Here is a 22,238-nt window from a genome sequence, read left to right on the forward strand (position 1 = left end):
CGCCGCTCGTCCACGATAGCCGCCACGCTTATCACTTGGTAGTATAATCTAGTTATCGATGGCACGAGCCCGAACGCAGCTTCGATCCGCCCGCGAGGGCACGATCACACCGGCGATGGAGCGGGTGGCCGAGCGCGAGAACCGCGACCCCGAGTTCGTCCGCGAGCAGGTGGCCGCGGGCGAGGCGGTGATCCCGGCGAACCACGCCCACGACAGCCTCGATCCGATGATCATCGGGCGCGAGTTCGCCACGAAGGTCAACGCCAACATCGGCAACAGCGAGACCACGAGCGACCGGACCGAGGAGCTCAGAAAACTCCACGCGGCGGTCCACTACGGCGCGGACACGGTGATGGACCTGAGCACCGGTGAGGACCTCGACACGATCCGCGAGGCGAACGTCGATCACTCGCCAGTGCCGATCGGCACGGTGCCGATCTACGAGGCAGTCAAGCGCGCGGAGAGCCCCGAGGCAATCACCCACGAACTCCTGCTCGACGTGATCGAAAAGCAGGCCGAGCAGGGCGTCGATTACATGACGATCCACGCGGGCGTCCTGATGGAGCACCTCCCGCTGACCGACGGCCGAGTGACGGGGATCGTCTCGCGCGGCGGCTCGATTCTCGCCCAGTGGATGGAGGAGAACGCGATGCAGAACCCGCTCTACACCGAGTTCGAGGCGATCTGTGAGATCTTCGCCGGACACGACGTCACGTTCAGCCTCGGCGACGGGCTCCGGCCGGGGAGCCTCGCGGACGCGAGCGACGAGGCCCAGTTCGCCGAGTTGGATACGCTCGGCGAACTCACTCGGACCGCGTGGGACCACGGCGTTCAGGTCATGGTCGAGGGGCCGGGTCACGTCCCGATGGACGAAATACGAGCGAACGTCGAGCGCCAGCAGGAGGTCTGTGACGGCGCGCCGTTCTACGTCCTCGGGCCGCTGGTGACCGACGTCGCGCCGGGCTACGACCACATCACGAGCGCGATCGGCGCGACCGAGGCCGCCCGTGCGGGCGCGGCGATGCTCTGTTACGTCACGCCCAAGGAACACCTCGGGCTGCCCGATGCCGAGGACGTCCGGGAGGGGCTCGCGGCCTACCGGATCGCGGCCCACGCCGGCGACGTGGCGAACGGGCTTCCCGGTGCTCGTGACTGGGACGACGCGCTCTCGCAGGCCCGGTACAACTTCGACTGGCGCGAGCAGTTCGACCTCGCGCTCGATCCCGACCGCGCCCGGGACTCACACGACCAGACGCTGCCGGGTGACAACTACAAGGACGCCCGATTCTGCTCGATGTGTGGCGTCGAGTTCTGCTCGATGCGGATCGATCAGGACGCCCGCGACGCCGACGGCGAGATGGACGCGCTCGATGCGGGCGTGGACCTCGACGCCTCGCCGGCCGCGGCGGTCAACCTCCCACCGGTGGGGACTCACGATACGAGCGCGGTGCCGGAGCTTCCCGATCTCGGTGGAGAGGTCCATAGCGACGGCGAGCCGGCGGACGACTGACTGTTCCGTTTCGGTTCTCGGTGAGCGTCGTCCGAGTCGCCGGGGATGCCGTGTCGTCGCTTCGATTGGCTATAAGTCGCTGCCGCGCGGAGGTCGTCCATGACGATCTACACGGGCCGGGGCGACGAGGGCCAGACCGATCTCCGGACGATGGACCGGGTCTCGAAAGCCAGTCCCAGAATCGAGGCGTATGGAACTGTCGACGAGGTGAATGCGACTGTCGGGCGGGTCCGTCCAACGGGCTACGACGACGTCGACGAGCAGCTCCGCGCGATCCAGAACCACCTCCACATCGTCCAGGCCGATCTCGCGAACCCCGATCCGGACGCCGAGGATCCGCAGATGACCGACGAGCGCACGGAGCGCCTGGAGGAGTGGATGGACGCCTACGACGACGAACTCGACCCGCTCCAGTCGTTCATTCTCCCTGGCGGTGGCGACGCGGGCGCGCGCCTCCACCACGCCCGGGCGGTCTGCCGGCGGGCCGAGCGCCGCGCGGTCGCGCTCGCGAGCGAGGAGGAAATCAACGAGGCCGCTGTGGTCTACCTGAACCGCCTCTCGGACGCGCTGTTCACTCTCGCGCGCGTGGTGAACCAGCGCGACGGAGTGGCGGAGGAAGCGCCCGACTACTGAAGACAACGTTTATACTTCGAGGTCGGGAATTAGGGATGCGGGTCGGTGATCTAGGCCGGTTATGATACCTCCTTCACACGGAGGAAGTCGGCGGTTCAAATCCGCCCCGACCCACTTCTGCCTAATCTCCGTTTGATTAGAGTGAATCATTCCAGAGCATCTTTTCCATCCAGTAGTTTCACAAGCAAGCGAGAGATAGGCAAATCCAAGACCGATGACACCGACGCTAGATAATTTTTCCATCAGCTAAGAGTGGTCCCTTATCACTTGTTGATGCTCTTGAATTGGGATCACTACTAAAGCGGCTTGAAGCCGCAGGAATTAACCAAGACGTAGTTGGAGAACCGGGGGCTGATGGAGTATTGCTGTTGCTGGACAACTTTTCCACGATATTACGCTCAAGAGATATCGATTCTGATGTCGCTATGTCTGTTGTTAGGTATATCCAAGAGGTTTCAGAAGAGTATGACTCAGAAGATAATTTGAGCGAGAGTGATGGCAGGGAGTTGGAAATGAAGGTCGGTGCATGGCGGCGTTTACTTGAAAACGAGCTTGGGAAGGAACAGCGGATTGCTGCCGCTGATGTGGGCTTGCTTGACGTTGATGGACTACTGAACAGACCAGAGTCTTTGTTTGATGATACGGTATGGAACTGGCTGGATGGTAGTACAAAAGCAGATGTCAAAGAGGCATGCAAAACACTGGTAATCGACTGCCCGACGTCATCCGTCATTCTATCTTTGAGAGCCTTGGAACGCTGCTTACGTGTCTGGCATGAAGAAAAAACTGAAAACAAATTAGAGGCAGCTTGGGGAACTGCCCTTGGTCAATTGATTAGTGAGTTCCAGGAAAAAACAGATTCGAACGATGTAATGGAGCAACTGAGCGACTTGCCTCCTGTTTTGTCTAATTTATTTTATCTCAAGGAAAAGAGAAATGAAGTTAGTCATCCCGATAAGTCTCCTACTTCGCAAGAAGCCCGGCGGTCGTTGATGATCATGGCTGCAACGATTACTGAAATCCACGAGGAAATATATGATGAGAAAGTCGTTGAATATGAGAACGGTGACTTTGAAAATGTCGATGTCAAAGGGTTATCTGCCGAAAATGCGTTCCTGACTCTTGTATATGAATTTATTGAACAAGGGTTTACTGATAACGGGGCAGTCGATGTTTCGAGGTTGAAAGCAGTTGGTTCTAAAGTTGATATATCTGAGAATAAGTTGGAAAATGGCATGATGGACGCTCTGATGAGTGGTGAGGGATACGAACCAAAGGAAGGACAGTTCACACCAATTTAGGGCGCAGAGTAGAACAAACCGACACTAGTAATCCAAATCCGACGACAACAGAGAAAGACTCTCCCTAAGATCTCAACTTGTTCGGTAGGTTGTATCGAGGGCTGTCTGACCCTGTCTGGTGCCGCGAGCACACCACACTGGAGTGAGTTATCTCCGTCTACAGCAACTCTTCGACGTTGTCGGCCACTTCTTCAGGCGTGTCGCCGACCGGGACGCCGGCCTCCGAGAGCGCTTCGATCTTGCTTTCGGCGGTGCCGGCCCCCGATCCGCTCACGATGGCTCCGGCGTGGCCCATCCGCTTTCCGGGCGGTGCGGTCCGCCCTGCGATGAACCCCGCGACGGGGGTAGTCATGTTCGCGTCGATGTACTCGGCGGCCTCCTCCTCGTCGGTGCCGCCGATCTCGCCGCACATCACGATCGCGTCGGTCGCGGGATCGTCCTCGAACAGCGAGAGGGCGTCCACGAAGTCCGTCCCGATGATGGGATCGCCGCCGATGCCGATGGCGGTGGTCTGGCCCAGCCCGCGGTCGGTGAGGTTGTCGACCACCTGGTAGGTCAGCGTGCCCGATCGCGAGATCAGGCCGACGTTGCCCGACGAGAAGATGTTGCCGGGCAGAATCCCCAGTTTGGCCTCGCCAGGCGTGATGACGCCCGGGCAGTTCGGCCCGATGAGGTGGGTGTCGGTCTCGCCGAGGCGCTTGTACACCCGCGCCATGTCCTGGGCCGGAATGCCCTCGGTGATCGCGACTACGAGATCGACGGGCGAATCGAGCGCCTCGAAGAGGGCGTCGGCCGCGAACGCGGGCGGGACGAGCACCACGGAGGCGTCGGCGTTCTCGGCCTCTGCGGCCCGACTCACCGTATCGTACACCGGCACGCCGTGGACCTCCTCGCCGCCGCGTCCGGGGACCGCGCCGGCCACCACGTTCGTGCCGTACTCGATCATCTGGCCCGCGTGGAACTCGCCCTCCCCACCCGTAATTCCCTGGACCACCACGCGCGTGTCGTCGTCGACGAGCACACTCATTGGCTCTCACCTCCGGCGTGCTCGACGGCTCTCTGTACTGCGCCTTCGAGCGTCTCCTCCACGTCGAGCGCGTCAGTGTTCAGGATCTCCATGCCTTCCTCCGCGTTGGTGCCCGCCAGCCGCACCACGATCGGTTTCGGAAGCTCGTCGAACTGGGCGATCGCGTCGTTGATCCCCTGGGCGACCTCGTCGCCGCGGGTGATCCCGCCGAAGATGTTGAACACCACGCTGTCGACGTTCTCGTCGGCAAAGACCATGTCGAGTGCGTTCGCCACGCGCTCGGCCTTCGCGCCGCCGCCGATGTCGAGGAAGTTCGCGGGCGCTCCACCATAATAGTCCACGAGGTCGAGCGTGGTCATCACGAGGCCCGCGCCGTTGCCGATGATCCCCACGTTGCCCTCCAAACGGACGTAGTCGAACCCGTACTCGTTGGCCTTCGCTTCGAGATCGTCCTCGGCGGCCGCCTCCTCCATCTCCGCGAGATCGGGGTGGCGAAAGAGCGCGTCGTCGTCGATGTTCATGACCGCGTCCGCACAGACGACCTCGCGGTCGCTCGTCACCATCACGGGGTTGACTTCGGTGTCCTCCGCGTCGCTGTCCGCCCAGAGGTCGTACAGCGTCGAGAGCACGCCCGCGACGTCGCTCGCGACATCGCTTTCGACGCCGGCGTCGTAGACCGCACGCCGGGCCTGGTAGGGATGCATTCCGAACGCGGGATCGACGTGTTCGCGCGCGATCGCTTCGGGGTTCTCCTCGGCGACTTCCTCGATGTTCACCCCGCCCTCCGAGGAGACCATCGCGACGGGCTTGCCCTCGCCGCGGTCCATCGTCACGCCGACGTAGAGCTCGTCGACGAAGTCGACCGCGGCCTCGACCAGCACGCGATCGACGGTGTAGCCCTTGAGATCCATCCCGAGGATCGAATCGGCGGCCTCGCGGACCTCGTCGTCGCTGTCGGCGATCTCGATGCCGCCGGCCTTGCCGCGGCCGCCGACGTGGACCTGGGCCTTCACCGCGACGGGATACCCGATCGAGTCGGCCGCCGCGAGCACCTCGTCAGTGCTCTCGGCCAACTCCGCATCCGGGGTCGGCAGTCCGGCCTCGGCGAAGACCTCCTTTGCCTGGTACTCGTGAAGTCGCATCGCTTCGAGAGGGGGGTGCCGGCCGCTTAAATCCCGTCGATTCGACTGCCGATCGGCGGCACGTGCCACCGGATTCCGAACGAGCGCATCGCTGTCTCTCGACGGCGGAATCCCGTCATACGCCGCTGCCGACCGGCAGTATCACTCCGCGATGTCGGCGTACAGCCGAACCAGCCCGCACTCCGGACAGAGATACGCGTCGACGCCGAGCGTCCGTTTCATCCCGAGCGACCCCAACAATCCCTCGCGCTTGTCGTCGGTTTTGAGTTTCACGCTCTCGGAATCCACCGACGTGACCGCCTTCGTGACCTCCATCGTCACGCCGCAGTCGGGACAGCGGTGCTCACTCATACTGTGTCTTCGATCTGCCCAGAACTAAAAGTCGGCGTCAGAGCACGTCCGGCGAGTCGGCGATCACGCCGTCGACACCGGCCCGTCGGAGGCGGTCGATGGCGATCGAGGTGTCGATCGTCCAGACGTTCACGTCCATCCCCGCGTCGTGGGCACGCTCGATCGCGTCGGTCATGAGCCAGTGGCCCCAGTGGGGGTGGATGTACGAGCAGTCGAGCGCGAGCGCGTCATCGAAGTCGTCGTCGGGCCGCAGCCCGATGAGACAGGCGAGTTCGACAGTTGGATCGTCGGTTTCAAGCCCATCGAGCGTCGGCGCGTCGAACAAGGAGACGATCACCTCGTTGTCGACGGTGGAGGCCGCCGCGGCCGCCTCGGTGGCGATACCGTGTTCCTTGCAGTCGATCACGATTCCCGTGTCCGCAGGGATCGCGCCGGCGGCCTCTGCGAGCGTCGGCACGCCGGTTCCCGTGTCGAGCACGTCGAAATCGGCGAGGTCGTCCGCCGAGAGCTCGTCGACCCGGCCGGTGACGTCGGTGACTCGGTCGACGGTCTCATCGTGGATCACGACGAGCTCGTCCGAGCCACACCGCCGGACGTCGAGTTCGATCATGTCTGCGTCCGGGGCCGCGCGCTCGATCGCCACGAGCGTGTTCTCGGGATGACGATCCGCAAAACCCCGGTGAGCGATCAGCCGCATCGGTTCCTGATCGGGGTGCGGGAGCCAAAGACCTGCCGAAGGAAGACGAGGTGGCGTCGAGTCGCTCGGAGGTAGTTTTTTGCTGTGCGTCGGTGACTGTCCAGTATGCGCGCCGTTCGTTTCCACGAGCACGGCGGTCCCGACGTACTGACAGTCGACGAAATCGACCGACCCGATCCGGCAGGCCACGAGATACTGGTCGAGGTTCGGGCTGCCGGCGTCAACCCCGTCGACACCTACTTCCGCGAGGGTTCGTACGACCCCTTCGAGCTGCCGATGACGCCCGGGGTCGATCTCGCTGGCGAAGTCGCTGCCATCGGCGACGGTGTCGAGAGCTTCGCCGCAGGTGACCGGGTCTACGCCACCGGTCTCGGTCGGAATCACCACGGCGGCTACGCCGAATACGCGACCGTCCCCGAAGATCGGATCGTCCGTCTTCCCGACGGGGCGGACGCGACCGCGGCCGGCGGCGCGGGCGTCGCCGTCGTCACCGCGTGGCGCGCGCTGGTCGACCACGCAACCCTCGAACCCGGTGAGACCTGTCTCGTCCACGGCGGGTCGGGCGGCGTGGGCCACGCCGCGATCCAGATCGCCGCTGCGACCGGGGCGCACGTCGTCACGACTGCCGCGCCGGAGTACCACGACCGACTCCACGAACTCGGCGCTGACGCGGTGTTCGATTACTCGCGCGACGATCTCGCCGCCGCCGTCCGCGAAGCGAGCACCGCCCGTGCCGGCGCTGCCGGCGAGGGCGTCGACGTGATCCTCGACCACCGCCTTGACGACTACCTCCAGTTCGACGCCGAGGTGGCCGCGACGGGCGCGCGGGTGGTCGGCATCGGCGAACACGATCCCGCGGTGGGGTTCGAGAACGACGGCGTCGCCCGGAGCAAGGACGTCAGCTACCAGTTCATGAGTATGTTCAACACTCCGGATCTCCGGGTCCCGCTGCGCCGGCTGGCCTATCTCATGGAGCAGGGCGACCTGACCATCGACGTGGCCCGCGAGTACGGGCTGGACGAGGCGGGCGAGGCCCAGCGCGCGGTACTGGAGGACAGCTTCCTCGGGAAACTCGTGCTCGTTCCCTGAACCGGGACTGCGTTTATACCCCTCGCCCGCGTCCATCGAGCCATGTCGACCGACTTCGACGTCGACGATCGGGTGGTGCTCGTCACGGGCGCGAGCGGCGCGCTCGGCAGCGGGATCTGCGAGCGCTTCCAGGCCGCTGGCGCGACCGTCTGTGGGACCGATCTCGTCGCTCCCGAGGACGACGAGTCACTGCTCGACGCCGAGGGCGTGGATTTCTACGAGGCCGACTTCACCGACGAGAGCGACGTCGAGCGCGTCGTCGAGGCGGCCGTCGACGATCACGGAAGACTCGATGCGCTGTGTAACATCGCGGGCACGTGGCGCGGCGGCCAGCCGATCGAGGAGACCGACGCCGACGAGTTCGGGATGCTGTTCGATGTCAACCTCAGAACGATGTTTCTCGGCTCGAAACACGCTATCCCCCACCTCCGGGAGAGCGATGGCGCGATCGTCTCGGTGTCGGCGAAATCGTCGCTCGAAGGCGGTGAGGGCGATGGCCCCTATCGGGCGGCGAAGGCGGGCGTCCGGCTGTTGACCGAGACCATCGCCGAGGAGAACCGAGGCGAGCTGCGCGCGAACGCGATCATGCCGAAGGTGATCGACACGCCCGCGAACCGCGACATGATGTCCGACGCCGACCACGAAAGCTGGCCCACGCCGGCCGAAATCGCCGAGGTCGTGCTCTTCCTGTGTAGCGACGCGGCCGGCGTCACGAGCGGTGCGGCGGTCCCGGTGTACGGGGAAGCCTAACGAGTCACACGGTTTCGCGCGTGATTCGCGGAGTTTTTGAACCGGGACGCGAAATCCCGCCAGTCATGGCAGAACGCGAAACGTGGGCGACGAGACTCGGCTTCCTCCTCGCGGCGATCGGTAGCGCGGTGGGGTTGGGCAACATCTGGCGCTTTCCGTTCATCACTTCCGAAAACGGCGGGGCGGCCTTCCTGGTCGTCTACCTCCTCGCGGTGTTGGTGATCGGGCTGCCGGCGATCCTCGCGGAGTTCGTGATCGGCCGGCGGGCGAACACCAGCGCGATCGGTGCCTTCCGCAAACTCGGCCGGCCAGGGTGGTGGTTCGTCGGCGCGGTCGGCGTGATCGCGGCCTTCTGGACCCTCTCGTACTACAGCGTGATCGGCGGCTGGGTGCTTCGATACATCGGCGGCAGCGTCACCGGCAACGCGCTCGCCGCGCCCGAGGGGTATTTCGGGGCGATCTCCGTGGGCCTGTCCTCGATCGGCACCCACGCAGTCTTCATGCTCATCACGATCGGGATCGTCGCGCTCGGGATCGAGGACGGGATCGAGCTCGCGACGAAGGTGATGGTCCCCGCAGTCGTCGTGATGCTCGTCGGGCTCGCGGTGTTCGCGGCGACGCTGCCCGGTGCGAGTGAGGGCTACGCGTTCTTCCTCGATCCCGACTTCGACGTCATCGTCTCGAACTTCGGGAGCGTGCTTCCCGCAGCGTTCGGCCAGGCACTCTTCAGCCTCTCGCTCGGGTTCAGCGTGATGATCACCTACGCCTCCTATCTCGGCGAGGACGACAGCCTCCCGGTCGACGGGTTCTCGATCGCGGTCTCGAACACCGCCATCGGCGTGCTCGCCGGGCTCGTGGTGCTTCCGCTGCTGTTCGCTCAGGGTATCGAAGCCGGCGGGGGCGGTCCCGGTGCGGTGTTCGTCGCGATCCCGACCGCACTCGCGGAGCTGCCCGGCGGCGAGCTGGTGGGCCAGGCAGTCGGGATCGTCTTCTTCGGCGTCATCCTGATCGCGGCGCTCTCGTCGGCGATCAGCCTGCTCGAAGCCGCCGTCGCCTTCCTCGTCGACAACTACGGGTTCTCGCGGCTCCCGACCGCAGCGGGGCTCGGCGCGGTCGTCTTCGCGCTCGGGATCCCCTCGGCGTACGACACCGCGTGGCTCAACTGGTTCGACGGGATCGGCGTCACTCTCCTCCTCCCGCTCGCCGTCCTGCTCGTGGTGCTGTTCGTCGGGTGGGTGCTCGGCCGCGATGCGATCGACGAGCTCCGGACGGGATCGACGAGCGGCTCGCTCGCATCGATCTGGCTCTGGTGGCTCCGGACGGTGGTCCTCGCGGTGGTCGTGATCGTGGTCGCGCTCAACCTCTGGGACCTCTTCGCCACACCCGATACGGGCTATTACTTCATCCCTAGCCCGCTTCGGTGAAGACACCAAATTTTCTGAACAGCTACAGCAGACCATTAGATCTGCTGTTTGTGTGTAGCACAGCTATGATGTCGCTCTAAAGACGATAGAAAGGCTAAAGAGACGAGAAGGCCAATACATCGAACACAACCCATCTTGAGGTGAGTTAGAATGAGTAAGTATTCCGAACGCCTTTATAAAAAGGCCAAAAAATCTGGAAAAAGCGCAGCAAAAGCACTCGCAACCCAGCAGGAACTCAACCAAGAGATGAATATCAGTGCAAACCATATACTGAACGTAAAGGAATACGAAGAAAGAGATGAAGAGACCGATCCGAGATCTGAATCTGACTAGTCCACTGTAATGCCTCTGGATGCATATATTAGACAGCAATGTGTGGATCTTTGCTTTCCTGAAATCTGGTGAGGCTCCACTGGATTACCTGTACCAAGTTTATAATGGAGAAATCACAGTCCGTCTCACGCCCTATATTGTTGAGGAAGTAGTTACAAATATTCGGCATGAGTATGGCGGCCGCCTTACAAACGAACAACTGGACGAATTCCTCACAAACTTTTTGTCATTTTCCAGCAACTGTGATCATGTAGACAGCCCTTCTCAGGAAGAGATCGGAAAGATAGATCTTCTTCAGGAACGAGCAAAACCACACTATCACCTGATCGGTGAGACTCTTGGAATTCAAGCAAAGGATGCGCCAATATTGCTGTCTGCTTATCAACTCCGGCGTTACGACCCACTGATCCTCACGGCTGATGAAGAATTTGCAAGCCTTGACCCGAGTGATTTTGAGAGCTATTCTGGACTCAATCCTTCAGAAAGGAACCTTACTAGTGTGACAATCGAATATCTCGAAATTGACGAGGACATAACCCCTGACCGGGATTTGCCAGACACAAACTGACGTCTACTTAGTTACGATTTCAGTCTAATTAGTCTCTCTGTTTCGATTGTATCGCATCCTCCACCGGAATCCCTTTTCGGGAGCCCTGCCACCGCCCGGTATGCACGGTGCCGAGGGCGTGAAACCATGACCGACGATCACGACGATCCCATCGAGGAGCTCCGGGCGCGAAAGCGCGCCGCCGAACTCGGCGGCGGCGAGGAGCGCATCGAGTCCCAGCACGAGAAGGGGAAGATGACCGCGCGCGAGCGCGTCGACTACTTCCTCGACGACGACACCTTCCACGAGTTCGATCAGCTTCGAACGCACCGCTCGACCAACTTCGACATGGACGAGCGCGAGATTCCGGGCGACGGCGTCGTGACAGGCTACGGCGACGTCGACGGCCGCACGGTGTTCGTCTTCGCCCACGACTTCACAGTGTTCGGGGGATCCCTGGGCGAAGTCTTCGCCCAGAAGGTCTGTAAGGTGATGGACGAGGCGATGGAAGTCGGCGCACCCATCATCGGCCTCAACGACTCCGCGGGCGCACGCATTCAGGAGGGGATCGACTCACTGGCTGGGTACGCCGAGGTCTTTCATCGGAATCAGCAGGCGTCGGGCGTCGTCCCGCAGATCTCGGCGATCATGGGTCCCTGCGCCGGCGGTGCGGTCTACTCACCCGCCATCACGGATTTCATCTTCATGGTCGAGGACACCTCGCATATGTTCATCACCGGCCCGGACGTCATCGAGACTGTCACGGGTGAGGAGGTCTCCTTCGAGGAGTTGGGCGGTGCGTCGACCCACACCGGCGAGAGCGGCGTCGCTCACTTTTCGGAGGCCGACGAGAAGCAAGCGCTCGACGACATCCGGCGACTGCTCTCGTATCTCCCCCAGAACAACGTCGAGGACCCCCCAAGAGTCGACCCGTGGGACGATCCCGACCGCCAGGACGACGAACTCAAAGACCTCGTTCCCGACGCGCCCCGGAAACCCTACGACATCACGGCGGTCATCGAGCGGATCGTCGACGAGGGGTCGTTCTTCACGGTCGCGGATTCCTACGCCCGCAACCTCGTGACCGCGTTCGCCCGGCTCGACGGCCGGCCGGTGGGCGTGGTCGCCAACCAGCCCCGCGTGAACGCCGGCACGCTCGACATCGACGCCTCGCTCAAGGGCTCGCGGTTCGTCCGCTTTTGCGACGCGTTCAACATCCCGCTCGTGACGTTCGTCGACGTCCCTGGCTTCATGCCCGGCACCGATCAGGAGAAAGGCGGCATCATCAAACACGGCGCGAAGCTCCTCTACGCCTACTCCGAGGCCACGGTCCCCCTCTTGACTGTTATCACCAGAAAGGCCTACGGCGGCGCGTACGACGTGATGGCGTCGAAACATATCGATGCCGACGTGAACTACGCGTGGCCCACCGCGGAGATCGCGGTGATGGGTCCCCAGGGTGCGGTCAACGTGCTCTACGACGACGAACTCGACGCGGCCGACGACACCGAGGCTCGCCGCGAGGAGCTGATCGACGAGTACCGAGACACCTTCGCGAACCCCTACACGGCGGCCGAGCGCGGGTTCGTCGACGACGTGATCGAACCACACACCACCCGCCCGATCCTGATCGACGACCTCGAAATGCTCTCGAACAAGCGCAAATCCGGCCCCGACCGGAAACACGGGAACATTCCGCTGTAATGACGACCGATCAACCCGCCGACGGCCAGGATCGGATGGACGCACTCGCGGCTGCGATCCCCGACGATGCCGACTCGGGCGAGGCCGCCGCGATCGCCGCGGCGCTCGGGGCGCATCTCCGTGACCAAGCTGCGGCGGCCGCCGAGGCAGCGGTGGACGAGGAACCATCGTGGGAGGGGGATCGATGGCGGTTCGCCGGGCGCGTCTCGCAGTTGCAGCACCGTGACGTGCGCGTTCCGCTCGACGCGCCGACCGATCCGTGGGCCGCCGCCGGGCGAACCGACCGACTGTAGTGTGGTCGGACGCGGTCAGTTCCGACAGACGGCGAGGATGTGCTCCGAGAAGTCCACGGCGACCGGGTCCTCTCGAAGCGTCCGCACGACATCGCGAACGTCCTCGATCGCCTCCCCGTCGGCCCCTGAGAGTTCGTGCTTCATCCGGGCGGCGACGCCTTCGAGGCCGACCAACTGCTCGACAGCGAACCCCGCCTGCTCCAGTTCGGCCTCGAACTCGGCGGCGCGGAAGAAGTGACACTCGGCCCATCCCTCGCCGTCACCGCGTTCGGCGACGAGGTCGGCGGTGTAGTCGCCGGTTTCCGCGATAGGGCCGAGCAGCCCGTGACTCCCATCGAGGTTGAACTTGATGATGTCCTGGAGGGCGGCGAGACGGCCGATGACCGAGACGAAGACGGGTGCGTCGGTGCGGGCGACCCGTCGGAGTTCGGCCATCGCGCACGCGCGCTCGTCGGCGTCGACGACGTGACTCAGCGGGCCGCCGAGACAGCACACCGCGTCGAAGGTGTCGTCGGCGAACGGGAGGGCGCGCATGTCGCCCTGTTCGGCGGTAACGTGGTCGGCGAGCCCTCGCTCGGTGGCGTTTTCGCGAGCGAGTGCGACCTGTGTGGCAGAGAGATCGACGAGCGACACGTCGTGGCCACGCTCGGCGAGCCAGACGGTGTATCGACCCGCTGCACCACCCACATCGAGAACGTGGCTACTGGCACGTCCATCCGCATCCGATCGCTCGCGATCCGACTCGGGCAGGTCGCGAGCCAGGTACGCCGTCGTGTTCGCGAACTCCATGCGGGTCACTGGATCGCGGTCGAGACGCTCCCACTCGCCCTCGGCGAGCTCGTCGTAGTAGCTCTCTGGGTCCATGTCGCTCATCGGCGATGCTCCGTTCGGGGTCGGTCGCGGTCGGTGTTTCGTGGTTGAGTGTACATCCGTATCGAATCGCGTGTCGGTCGTCGAACGAATAGGGACAGTGCGTCGGGTTTCACCCCGACCGGCACGATCCGTGCGAGGCTCCACCTGACGAAAAGTTAGGACTGCGGTCCATTGCCACGAGCGCCGACACCGGGTGGAGTAGGTGTCACGAATTCGATCTCACTGCCGTCCAAGAAAGTTCTTTCGTTGAACCGACTGGCGGGACGCTCCGCATGGTTTATCACCCGACTCCCAGTAGCCACCGCCAGGAATGTTCGAGAAGGTTCTCGTCGCCAATCGAGGAGAGATCGCGATCCGGGTAATGCGCGCGTGTGAGGAACTCGGCGTCGACACCGTGGCGGTCTACTCCGAGGCCGACTCCGAGGCGGGACACGTCCGGTACGCCGACGAAGCCTACAACATCGGCCCTGCCCGCGCGGCCGACTCCTACAACGACGGCGAGGCGGTCATCGGGGCGGCCGAGAAGGCCGATGCCGACGCGATCCACCCGGGATACGGGTTCATGGCAGAGAACGCCGACTTCGCCGCCCGCGTCGAGGAGACCGAGGGTGTCACCTGGATCGGCCCGTCCAGCGGCGCGATGGAGCGCCTCGGCGAGAAGACCCACGCCCGGCAAGTGATGGGCGAGGCCGACGTTCCGATCGTCCCCGGAACCACCGAAGCCGTCGAGGAGCCCGAACAGGTCCGCGAGTTCGGCGAGGAACACGGCTTTCCCGTCCTCATCAAGGCCGAGGGCGGCGGTGGTGGGATGGGCCAGAAGGTCGTCCACGGTCCCGACGAGGCCGAAGAACAGCTCGAAACGGCGAAACGCGAGGGAGAGGCGTACTTCTCGAACGATTCGGTCTATCTGGAGCGGTTTCTCGACAACGCTCGTCACGTCGAGATCCAGATCCTCGCCGACCAGCACGGCAACGTCCGCCACCTCGGCGAACGGGACTGTTCGCTCCAGCGACGCCAGCAGAAGGTCATCGAGGAGGGCCCCAGTCCCGCGCTCACCGACGATCTCAGGGAGAAAATCGCCGAGGCCGCCCGACGAGGTGCCGACGCCGGCGACTACTACAACGCCGGGACGTTCGAGTTCCTCGTCGAAGACGAGGATCGCAACGACGACGGACTGCTCGACGCCGACACCGACTTCTACTTCCTCGAAGTCAACACGCGGATCCAGGTCGAACACACCGTCACGGAGGAACTCACCGGCATCGACATCGTGAAGTGGCAGCTCCGGGTCGCCGCCGGCGAGGAACTCACCTTCGCCCAGGACGACGTCGAACTCGAGGGTCACGCGATGGAGTTCCGGATCAACGCCGAGAACGCCGCGGACGACTTCTCACCCGCCACCGGCGGGGCGTTCGATATCTACGACCCGCCGGGCGGCATCGGCGTCCGGGTCGACGACGCCCCCCGGCAGGGTGACGACCTCGTGACTGCCTACGATTCGATGGTCGCGAAGCTCATCACGTGGGGCGCAGACCGCGAGGAGTGCGTCGCCCGCGGGAAGCGCGCGCTCGCGGACTACACGATCGAGGGCTTCCCGACGATCGTCCCCTTCCATCGTCTGATGCTCACCGATGACGAGTTCCTCGACGGCAGACACACCACGAAGTACCTCGACGACGGCCTCGATCCCGAGCGGATCGACGCCGCCCAGGAGAAGTGGGGACTCGAAGACTCCTCCGCGGACACGGGCGAAGAAGAGGTCACGCGGCGCGAGTTCGTGGTCGAGGTCAACGGCAAGCGCTTCGAGGTCGATCTCGAAGAGCACGGCGCGCCGCCGATCCAGGCGGGCGGCTCCGGTGGCGGTGGCAGCACCCAACAGCTCGACGCCGCGGGGCCGAGCGACGGCGGCAGCGATGACGGCGGCAGCGCGAGCACCGCCGAGGGCGAGCAGGTCACCGCCGAGATGCAGGGGACGATTCTGGACGTGAACGTCGAGGTCGGCGACGAAGTGTCGGCGGGCGACGTGCTCTGTGTGCTCGAAGCCATGAAGATGGAAAACGACGTGGTCGCCTCCCGTGGCGGCACCGTCGCCGAGGTCGCCGCGAGCGAAGGCGAGTCGGTCGACATGGGCGACGTGCTCGTCGTGCTCAACTAAGGACCACTTTTTTCACTCCGTCGGGTGCGCTCGCTCGCCCACCACTCTCTGCTCACGGGTGCGAAGCACCCGTTCGCACGGTACGAGGGACACGAAGCGTCCCTCGCTATCGCCGGCGCGAAGCGCCGGCTGTAAGAGGTTCCGAAGGAACCTCTCTACTCGCAAAAACCTGTCTTGCTGAGCGTAGCGAAGTCCTTCGAAACGGCTTCGCCGTTTCGTGATGACGAAAATCGAAGACTTCGAACCACAAGGCTCGGAAGACGAGCGGTGAGAGGCGCGACCGACAGGAGCGCCTCAATGCGAACGGCGAAGAACGAGCCGTGAGCGAAGCGAGTCTTCCGGTGGACTAAAAACACCCGCTCACTCGGCCTCCGGAAGAGCGGAGCTCTTCCGTGCTCTCGTTCGCCTCCGGCTCACGAGAACTTCGGCCTCGTTCACGGTTCAGCTGCTGGTGCCGACCGCAACCGCGCCCATACCGCGACCGCCGAAGCCCTCGCGCCCGTCAGGGCGCTCGCCCTTCATCCGCTGTCAGAGAAATCTCCGACAAGCCTCGTGCTCGTTTCACTCACACGAGACGCCAGGAGAGCAANCGCCCTTCATCCGCTGTCAGAGAAATCTCCGACAAGCCTCGTGCTCGTTTCACTCACACGAGACGCCAGGAGAGCAAAGCTCTCCTGAGCTCTGGCTCGCTGTGCTCGTCAGGACGCCAGGACCGCACCGCTCCGCGAACAAAAACCGATCCCACGCAGACGGTTCGTGTCACACTGATTTATGTCCCGACGACCGTACTCGCCAGTATGCAGGAGACGCGCCGCGAAGTCCTCGACGCCATCGCCGACGGGCCGATTTCGGGCCCCGATCTCGCCGCCAGGCTCGACGTCTCGCGCGCAGCGATCTGGAAACACGTCGAGGCGCTCCGCGAGGCCGGTTTCGCGGTCGAGAGCGTCGACACCGGCTACCGTCTGGCTGGCGTCCCCGAGTACGGCGGCCCGGCCATCGAGTTCGGTCTGGATGCACCCTTCACGGTCGAATACCACGACAGCCTCCCGAGCACGAACGCCCGCGCACGCGAACTCCCCACCGAGGGTGCGACCGACGTCGCGGTGGTCGCCGACGAGCAGACCGGCGGTCGGGGACGACTCGATCGGGGCTGGGTCTCACCACCCGGCGGGATCTGGCTCAGCGTGCTCTGCCGGCCCGATCTGCCGCCGGCCCACGCCCCGATCCTGACGCTCGCGGCGGCGGTCGCAGCGACCGAAACCGCCCGCGAAGCCGGCGTCGACGCCCGGATCAAGTGGCCGAACGATCTCCTCGTTCCCGGGACGGACGGCGACCAGAAACTCGCGGGGATTCTCACCGAGATGGAGGGCGAGGCCGATCGAGTCTCGTGGGTTGTTATCGGTATCGGGATCAACGTCGGCGTGGAGGACCTCCCCGCGGGCGCGACCGGCCTGCTCGCCCACACCGAAAGCGTGGACCGACGGCGGTTCGTCCAGCGCCTCCTCGAACGGTTCGACGCGCTCCGGACCGATCCCGAGCGGGTCATCGGGGCGTGGCGCGAGCACGCGCTCACGATCGGGCAGCGAGTACGGGTCGAAACCCCGACCGACGAGATCGTGGGCGAGGCCGTCGACGTCGAGTTCCCCGGCAGCTTGGTCGTCGAGACCGACGACGGCCCGATCCGTGTTCACGCCGGCGACTGCGAACATCTCCGTCCGGCGTGAAAACCGTCGTCTACGATCCGCTCGCCGGTTTGTCGGTCACGTCGTCCGTCGAGGACTCGTCCGTTTGTTCTCCATTGACCCGCACCGTGAGAACGGGCACCGACGAGGTACGAACGACCCGCTCGGCGACGCTTCCCAGCAGGAGACGGTTGATGCCGCCGCGGCCGTGGGTTCCCATCACGATCAGGTCACACTCCTCGCTCTCCGCGTACTCGACGATCTCCGAGCTCGGTGCGCCGTCGGCGAGCACGCGCTCGAACGGGACGTCATCGACCCATCCCGCGGCCCGATCGAGCGCCGCCTCGCCCTGCTCGTTCAACATCGATCCGAGGCCCTCGATCGCGGTGTCGGCCGGTAGCCCGGCGTAGCCCGCGGTGTTGACCACGTAGATCGCGTGGAGCTCGGCGTCGTGGATCACCGCCAGTTCGGCGGCGTGATCGACCACGCGATCCGCTCCGGGCGAGCCGTCGGTCGGGACGAGGATGCGATCGTACACGCCCCGACGTTCGCACCGGGTCGTGTTAATTCTTCTCGCCCATGGGGAAAATGGCGAACGCGAGCGACGCTGCCGACCTACCCGACGTTGACGATCTGATAGCCGTCTTCGACCAGTCCTGCGATGTCCGGCCCGTGTTCGTCAGCGCCGCCGTCGAGCGCGATGCCGGCCGCCTCGACCTCGTCGTCGACCTCGAAGAAGTTCGCACAGAACCCACACGCCCGGCGCTCTTCAGCCCGGAACCGATCCGTTCGCCGCTCCGCTCGGCAGCACCACGCGCTCGACGTCGCCGACCCCCGCCCGGCGGACGACCGCCCGAACGGGGTCGCGTGCGCCGTGGAGGTTGTTCGAGTCGCCGTCGAGCACGAGCACGCGCGCCTCGCGGCCAGGCTCGATAATTCCACAGTCGAGATCCAGGATCTCGGCCCCGTTGATCGTCGCCATCTGGAGCACTTCGCGGGCCGACACGTCCGTGAGCTTCGCGGTGAACTCCATCTCGCGGAACATCGAGGGGCTGTCGAGCATCGCGTTGTCGGTCCCGAGTGCGACCGTCGTCCGGTCGGCGAGATCGTCGACTGGCGGAACGCCGACTTCGGTCACGAGGTTCGAGCGTGGGCAGATTACCACTGGCCGGGCCTCGCGCTCGACGCGATCGAGGTGGTCGGGTTCGGCGTGGACCATGTGGACCAAAAAGTCGGGATCGAGGTCAAGCGCGGGGTCGATGTCGTGAGGGTCGCGCTCGCCGGCGTGGATCCCGAACAGTTTGCCCGCCTCGTGGGTCGCTTCGCGTTCGCGGGCGAACTCGTCGTCGCGCGCGCCGCTCGCGCCGTAGCCGTCGCTCGCCTCCATCGCCGCGACCGAGCCGCGGCCGAGCACTGTCGCATCCAGATCGGAGTCGGCGAGCGCATCCTCGATCGCATGCACCCCCTCCACGTCGCCCTCGCGGAACTCGCAGAACGCGCCCGTCCCGGTCTCGCGCATGAACGTGATCGTCCGGCGCATGGCCGCGACGAGTTCCTCGTGACTTGCTTCCCGGAGCAACTGGTGTTTCAGCCCATCGGGCGGTGCGACGAGATCGTCGAGCGAGAGACCACCACCGGCCTCCTTCGCGATCGAGTCGCCGATGTGGGTGTGGGCGTTGATGAACGCCGGTAGGACGACGTTCGCGGAATCGACGGCGGTCTCTTCGACTGCGACGATTTCGCCGTCCTCGATCACGACCCGGCCCTCGATCGGTTCGAGTTCCCGTCCGCGGAGAATCGTGCCCTCGATGTTCATGCTCGCGCTCTGTCGGCGGCGGCCTTGAATCACACTGTCGGCTACGAACCCGGTCCATCACCGGCGGTGGCGCGCGGGAGCGCCGAAGGCGCGACTCGCGCGAGGGATGAGCGAGCGAAGCGAGCGAATCGGTTGGGGAGGGCGTGGCCCGCGGTCTCTCATTTGTATCGCGATTCGTCGTAAAACGATCTGCTTCCGTCACCGGGTTCTGCAGCAAGTCGCTCGGCCATCTTCCGGCCAAGAATCCGTCTTCCGTCGTCACTTGGTCGCAAACTCGTCGAGCGTCGCGTGAATGCCCGGCCGGACGTCCGAGACGAGCGTGCCGTCGATGTCGAGGCCGAGCACCGAGGCGGCGGCCGTTCCAACCCGCTCGGTGAGGTTGCCTGGCGCATACACGCCGAGCCGCCACTGGTCGCGCTGGGTAGTGTTGAGCGCCTCGACCAAGGTCGACTGGCGGCCGAGCGGCCGGATCTCGCCGCTCACCACGACCCGCGAGGAGGACTCGGTCATGCTCGGGCGCGCGGGCACGTCGAGGATCACGTCGCCGGCGTCGACCCCGGCGCTGTCGGCGATCTCTGCCTCCCACTCGCGGACGGTCGCGTGATCTGCGTCCACGATCTCATCGGGCGTATCGCGGAGTTCGGCCCAGACCGCGCGTTTGTAGAGATCCCGTCGACCGAGTCGTGCGGCGTCCGTCGCGGTCCGGTCGTGGCTCCGGAGTGCCACGAGGAGGTCGTGGTCGTCCATCCGGCGGAGATCCTCGGCGTCGATCGCCTCGTCGCCGCGTTCGTTTTCCCCATCGCTGTCGCCGTCGAGCAGCCGCTCGGCCGCGCGCCGGAGCATCGCCTTGCCGATCCGCGCGACGGGGTGGCTGTACACTGTCGGGTTCATCAGCGCCCGCGCGAGCAGCAGCGATTCGGCGGTCTGGACGTTGCCCTCCGCCAGCGCGAGTTCGCCGTCGACGAACCGGAGCTCCCGGACGAGCCGGCCGTGATCTACAGTCCCATAGGGAACGCCGGTGTGGTGGGCGTCTCGCACCAGGTAGTCCATCCGGTCGACATCGAGTTCTCCAGAAACGAGCTGGCCGAGCCGGCCCTCGCCCGCGACGAGGCCCGCGATCCGGTCGGGATCAAGGTCGTGGGTCGCGAGAATCGTGGCGACCTCCCCGGTCGCGAGGAGCTCGTCGACGTCGTCGTGGAACTTCCCGGTGCGGCGGTGAACCAGGGCTTCGAGGTTGTGGCTGTAGGGACCGTGGCCGACGTCGTGGAGCAGCGCGGCCGCCCGGACGCGTTCGGCCTGGCGACCCTCGATGCCGAGATGGGAGAGGGCACGGTCGGCGAGGTGGTAGACGCCGAGGCTGTGTTCGAAGCGAGTGTGGTTGGCGGAGGGGTAGACGAGATCGACAGTACCAAGCTGGCGGACGTGGCGGAGGCGCTGGACGGCGGAGGTGTCGAGGAGGTCCCGCGCGACGCCCGCGACCTCGATGTGGTCGTGGACACTGTCCTTGATCGTCTTCATCGGCGGAGGCTTCGGCGCGTTCGGTGAAAAGGTTACGTGCCCAACCCGTCGCTGTCGTGCCGGTCGCGGTGCGCTCGCTCAGTCGATGTTTTCGATTGCCTCGTCGATATCGAACGACTCGGTGGTTTCGGTGCCGTCCTCGCCGCGTTCGACGGCCTCCTGCTCCTCGTCGATCTCGACTTCCGGGCCTTCCTCGTCGGTGAACTCCGTGTGGACGCCCCAGGGCATCTCACTGCCACCCCGCTGGCACGGACGTCGGTTCTCGCCCCGTCGTGAATCGTTGCGGGAGTTTCTGGTTCATGATCTGGTCACTGGGACGTTACGGTAATCGACGTAGCGATTTATACCCATCGAGACCCCTGACGCTGAGACTGTTGCTGCTCGTGGAAGCTATCGCGGTGGTTCGTTCGCTATCGTCGTCTGGCGTTTATTCGGACACCTCCGCCCCTCGCACAGCCTTATGTCCGGGCCACACTGTACGGGAGTATGTCCGACGTGGCTGCCCCGGATCTCGACGGTCGCACGGCGTTCATCACCGGGACGACACGGGGAATCGGCAAGGCGATCGCCCTCTCTCTCGCCGATCGTGGTTGCAACGTCGTCTCGACAGGCAAGACCGTCGACGACACGGATTCAGATCTCGACGGGACGATCCACGAAACCGCCGACGAGTGCGAGGCGCGCGGCGTCGCTTCCCACGCCATCCAGCTCGATCTCCGCGACGCCGAGGCGGTCGCCGCGGCCGCCACGGAGGCGATCGACGTCTTCGGCGAGGTCGACATCGTCATCAACAACGCCAGCGCGATCGAGATCGCGAACATCGAGTCGATGCCCGCGAACCGCTTCGACCTCATGACGGCGGTCAACGTCCGCGGGACGTATCTCACGTCCCGCGCGTTCGTCCCGCACCTGCGCGAGATCGGTGGCGGGCGGATCCTGACGAACGCGCCGCCGGTGGCGATGGATCGCGGGCCGGGGAAGGCCGCCTACGCATGGTCGAAAATGGGGATGACGTTCGTCACGCTCTCGCTCGCCGGCGAGCTCGAAGCCGACGGGATCGCGGCCAACGCGTTCTGGCCGGTGACCGCGATCGACACCCGCGCGACGCGGTACTTCGGCATGGGCACCGAGGACGACTGGCGCTCGCCCGCCATCGTCGCGGACACGGTGCTCGAACTCCTCGATCGCGACACCGAATACACCGGCAACGCGGTCTACGACGAGGAAGTTCTCCGTGAGGCCGGCGTCGACGATTTCGCCGAGTACAACCTCACCGAGGGCGATCCGGCACCGTTGTCCGCGCAGATGTTCGATCCCGACTACGAACGACCCGTGTAGCGAATCGCTCCCCGAATCTTCGAACGCTCGTCTCGGCAGTCCGCACGACGGGACG

22 protein-coding genes and 1 tRNA gene are annotated in these 22,238 nt (G+C 64.7%); 14 read left to right on the forward strand and 9 right to left on the reverse strand.

The window, feature by feature from the left end; all coding sequences use genetic code 11:
• The first annotated feature begins 58 nt into the window (after positions 1-58).
• The 4 genes from thiC (at position 59) to C450_RS12965 (ending at position 3,444) form a co-directional block, all read left to right on the forward strand.
• Positions 59-1,510, forward strand: a complete 1,452-nt coding sequence (thiC, locus tag C450_RS12950; protein WP_005044126.1) for a phosphomethylpyrimidine synthase ThiC — start codon at positions 59-61, stop codon at positions 1,508-1,510.
• Positions 1,511-1,609: 99 nt separating this feature from the next.
• A complete protein-coding gene (locus C450_RS12955; protein ID WP_005044128.1) occupies positions 1,610-2,143 on the forward strand; it encodes a cob(I)yrinic acid a,c-diamide adenosyltransferase in 534 nt (177 codons plus the stop codon).
• Between the two features lie 39 nt (positions 2,144-2,182).
• A tRNA-Val gene (locus tag C450_RS12960) sits at positions 2,183-2,257 on the forward strand.
• Positions 2,258-2,427: 170 nt separating this feature from the next.
• Complete coding sequence (locus tag C450_RS12965; protein WP_152424503.1) at positions 2,428-3,444, forward strand: hypothetical protein; 1,017 nt, start codon at positions 2,428-2,430, stop codon at positions 3,442-3,444.
• Positions 3,445-3,601: 157 nt separating this feature from the next.
• Here the strand turns inward: C450_RS12965 and sucD are convergent, their stop codons facing one another.
• The 4 genes from sucD to C450_RS12985 form a co-directional block, all read right to left on the reverse strand.
• On the reverse strand, positions 3,602-4,471 hold the full coding sequence (gene sucD / locus C450_RS12970; protein ID WP_005044132.1) for a succinate--CoA ligase subunit alpha: 870 nt from the start codon (positions 4,469-4,471) through the stop codon (positions 3,602-3,604).
• The gene (gene sucC / locus C450_RS12975; protein ID WP_005044134.1) at positions 4,468-5,613 is read right to left on the reverse strand and encodes an ADP-forming succinate--CoA ligase subunit beta; all 1,146 of its coding nucleotides are present in this window, start codon (positions 5,611-5,613) and stop codon (positions 4,468-4,470) included. Before sucC ends, sucD begins: the two co-directional genes overlap by 4 nt.
• 141 nt (positions 5,614-5,754) lie before the next feature.
• A complete protein-coding gene (locus C450_RS12980; RefSeq protein ID WP_005044136.1) occupies positions 5,755-5,964 on the reverse strand; it encodes a hypothetical protein in 210 nt (69 codons plus the stop codon).
• Positions 5,965-6,001: 37 nt separating this feature from the next.
• Complete coding sequence (locus C450_RS12985; RefSeq protein ID WP_005044137.1) at positions 6,002-6,661, reverse strand: glycerophosphodiester phosphodiesterase; 660 nt, start codon at positions 6,659-6,661, stop codon at positions 6,002-6,004.
• 105 nt (positions 6,662-6,766) lie between these two features.
• On the opposite strand from C450_RS12985, the gene C450_RS12990 reads away from it, so the two are divergent.
• The 7 genes from C450_RS12990 (at position 6,767) to C450_RS13010 (ending at position 12,801) form a co-directional block, all read left to right on the forward strand.
• The gene (locus tag C450_RS12990) at positions 6,767-7,750 is read left to right on the forward strand and encodes an NADPH:quinone reductase (protein WP_005044139.1); all 984 of its coding nucleotides are present in this window, start codon (positions 6,767-6,769) and stop codon (positions 7,748-7,750) included.
• A 42-nt stretch (positions 7,751-7,792) separates the two neighbouring features.
• Positions 7,793-8,500 (forward strand): SDR family oxidoreductase, encoded by a 708-nt coding sequence (locus tag C450_RS12995; RefSeq protein ID WP_005044141.1) that lies wholly within the window; start codon positions 7,793-7,795, stop codon positions 8,498-8,500.
• A gap of 65 nt (positions 8,501-8,565) precedes the next feature.
• Entirely contained in the window at positions 8,566-9,924 is a 1,359-nt protein-coding gene (locus tag C450_RS13000) for a sodium-dependent transporter (RefSeq protein ID WP_005044143.1), read from the forward strand.
• Between the two features lie 150 nt (positions 9,925-10,074).
• Positions 10,075-10,257: a hypothetical protein gene (locus C450_RS21685; RefSeq protein ID WP_152424504.1), complete on the forward strand. Its 183-nt coding sequence runs from the start codon at positions 10,075-10,077 to the stop codon at positions 10,255-10,257.
• A gap of 19 nt (positions 10,258-10,276) precedes the next feature.
• Entirely contained in the window at positions 10,277-10,825 is a 549-nt protein-coding gene (locus tag C450_RS21690; protein WP_005044145.1) for a hypothetical protein, read from the forward strand.
• 126 nt (positions 10,826-10,951) lie between these two features.
• Entirely contained in the window at positions 10,952-12,508 is a 1,557-nt protein-coding gene (locus C450_RS13005) for an acyl-CoA carboxylase subunit beta (RefSeq protein ID WP_005044148.1), read from the forward strand.
• Positions 12,508-12,801, forward strand: coding sequence for a hypothetical protein (locus C450_RS13010; protein WP_005044149.1), 294 nt, complete (start codon positions 12,508-12,510; stop codon positions 12,799-12,801). Before C450_RS13005 ends, C450_RS13010 begins: the two co-directional genes overlap by 1 nt.
• A 15-nt stretch (positions 12,802-12,816) precedes the next feature.
• Here C450_RS13010 and C450_RS13015 read toward each other — a convergent pair whose 3' ends face one another.
• Positions 12,817-13,674, reverse strand: coding sequence for a class I SAM-dependent methyltransferase (locus tag C450_RS13015; protein WP_005044151.1), 858 nt, complete (start codon positions 13,672-13,674; stop codon positions 12,817-12,819).
• Positions 13,675-13,984: 310 nt separating this feature from the next.
• Between C450_RS13015 and C450_RS13020 the strand changes: the two genes are divergently transcribed.
• Complete coding sequence (locus tag C450_RS13020) at positions 13,985-15,829, forward strand: ATP-binding protein (protein ID WP_005044153.1); 1,845 nt, start codon at positions 13,985-13,987, stop codon at positions 15,827-15,829.
• A gap of 797 nt (positions 15,830-16,626) precedes the next feature.
• Complete coding sequence (locus C450_RS13025) at positions 16,627-17,553, forward strand: biotin--[acetyl-CoA-carboxylase] ligase (RefSeq protein WP_005044156.1); 927 nt, start codon at positions 16,627-16,629, stop codon at positions 17,551-17,553.
• 10 nt (positions 17,554-17,563) lie between these two features.
• On the opposite strand, the gene C450_RS13030 is transcribed toward C450_RS13025, so the two are convergent.
• From C450_RS13030 to C450_RS22135, 4 genes are all read right to left on the reverse strand, one after another.
• Positions 17,564-18,049, reverse strand: a complete 486-nt coding sequence (locus C450_RS13030) for a universal stress protein (RefSeq protein ID WP_005044157.1) — start codon at positions 18,047-18,049, stop codon at positions 17,564-17,566.
• Positions 18,050-18,280: 231 nt separating this feature from the next.
• Positions 18,281-19,327 (reverse strand): amidohydrolase family protein, encoded by a 1,047-nt coding sequence (locus C450_RS13035; RefSeq protein WP_005044159.1) that lies wholly within the window; start codon positions 19,325-19,327, stop codon positions 18,281-18,283.
• Between the two features lie 258 nt (positions 19,328-19,585).
• The gene (locus C450_RS13040; protein WP_005044162.1) at positions 19,586-20,845 is read right to left on the reverse strand and encodes an HD domain-containing protein; all 1,260 of its coding nucleotides are present in this window, start codon (positions 20,843-20,845) and stop codon (positions 19,586-19,588) included.
• A 78-nt stretch (positions 20,846-20,923) separates the two neighbouring features.
• Positions 20,924-21,073 carry a hypothetical protein gene (locus C450_RS22135; protein ID WP_161606967.1) on the reverse strand — a complete coding sequence of 50 codons (150 nt, stop codon included), beginning with the start codon at positions 21,071-21,073 and terminating at the stop codon, positions 20,924-20,926.
• Between the two features lie 258 nt (positions 21,074-21,331).
• Here C450_RS22135 and C450_RS13045 point away from each other — a divergent pair, with 258 nt between their 5' ends.
• Positions 21,332-22,183, forward strand: coding sequence for an SDR family oxidoreductase (locus C450_RS13045; protein WP_005044164.1), 852 nt, complete (start codon positions 21,332-21,334; stop codon positions 22,181-22,183).
• Positions 22,184-22,238 lie beyond the last annotated feature (55 nt).

Origin of the sequence: Halococcus salifodinae DSM 8989 (assembly GCF_000336935.1) — an archaeon.
Taxonomy (GTDB): domain Archaea; phylum Halobacteriota; class Halobacteria; order Halobacteriales; family Halococcaceae; genus Halococcus; species Halococcus salifodinae.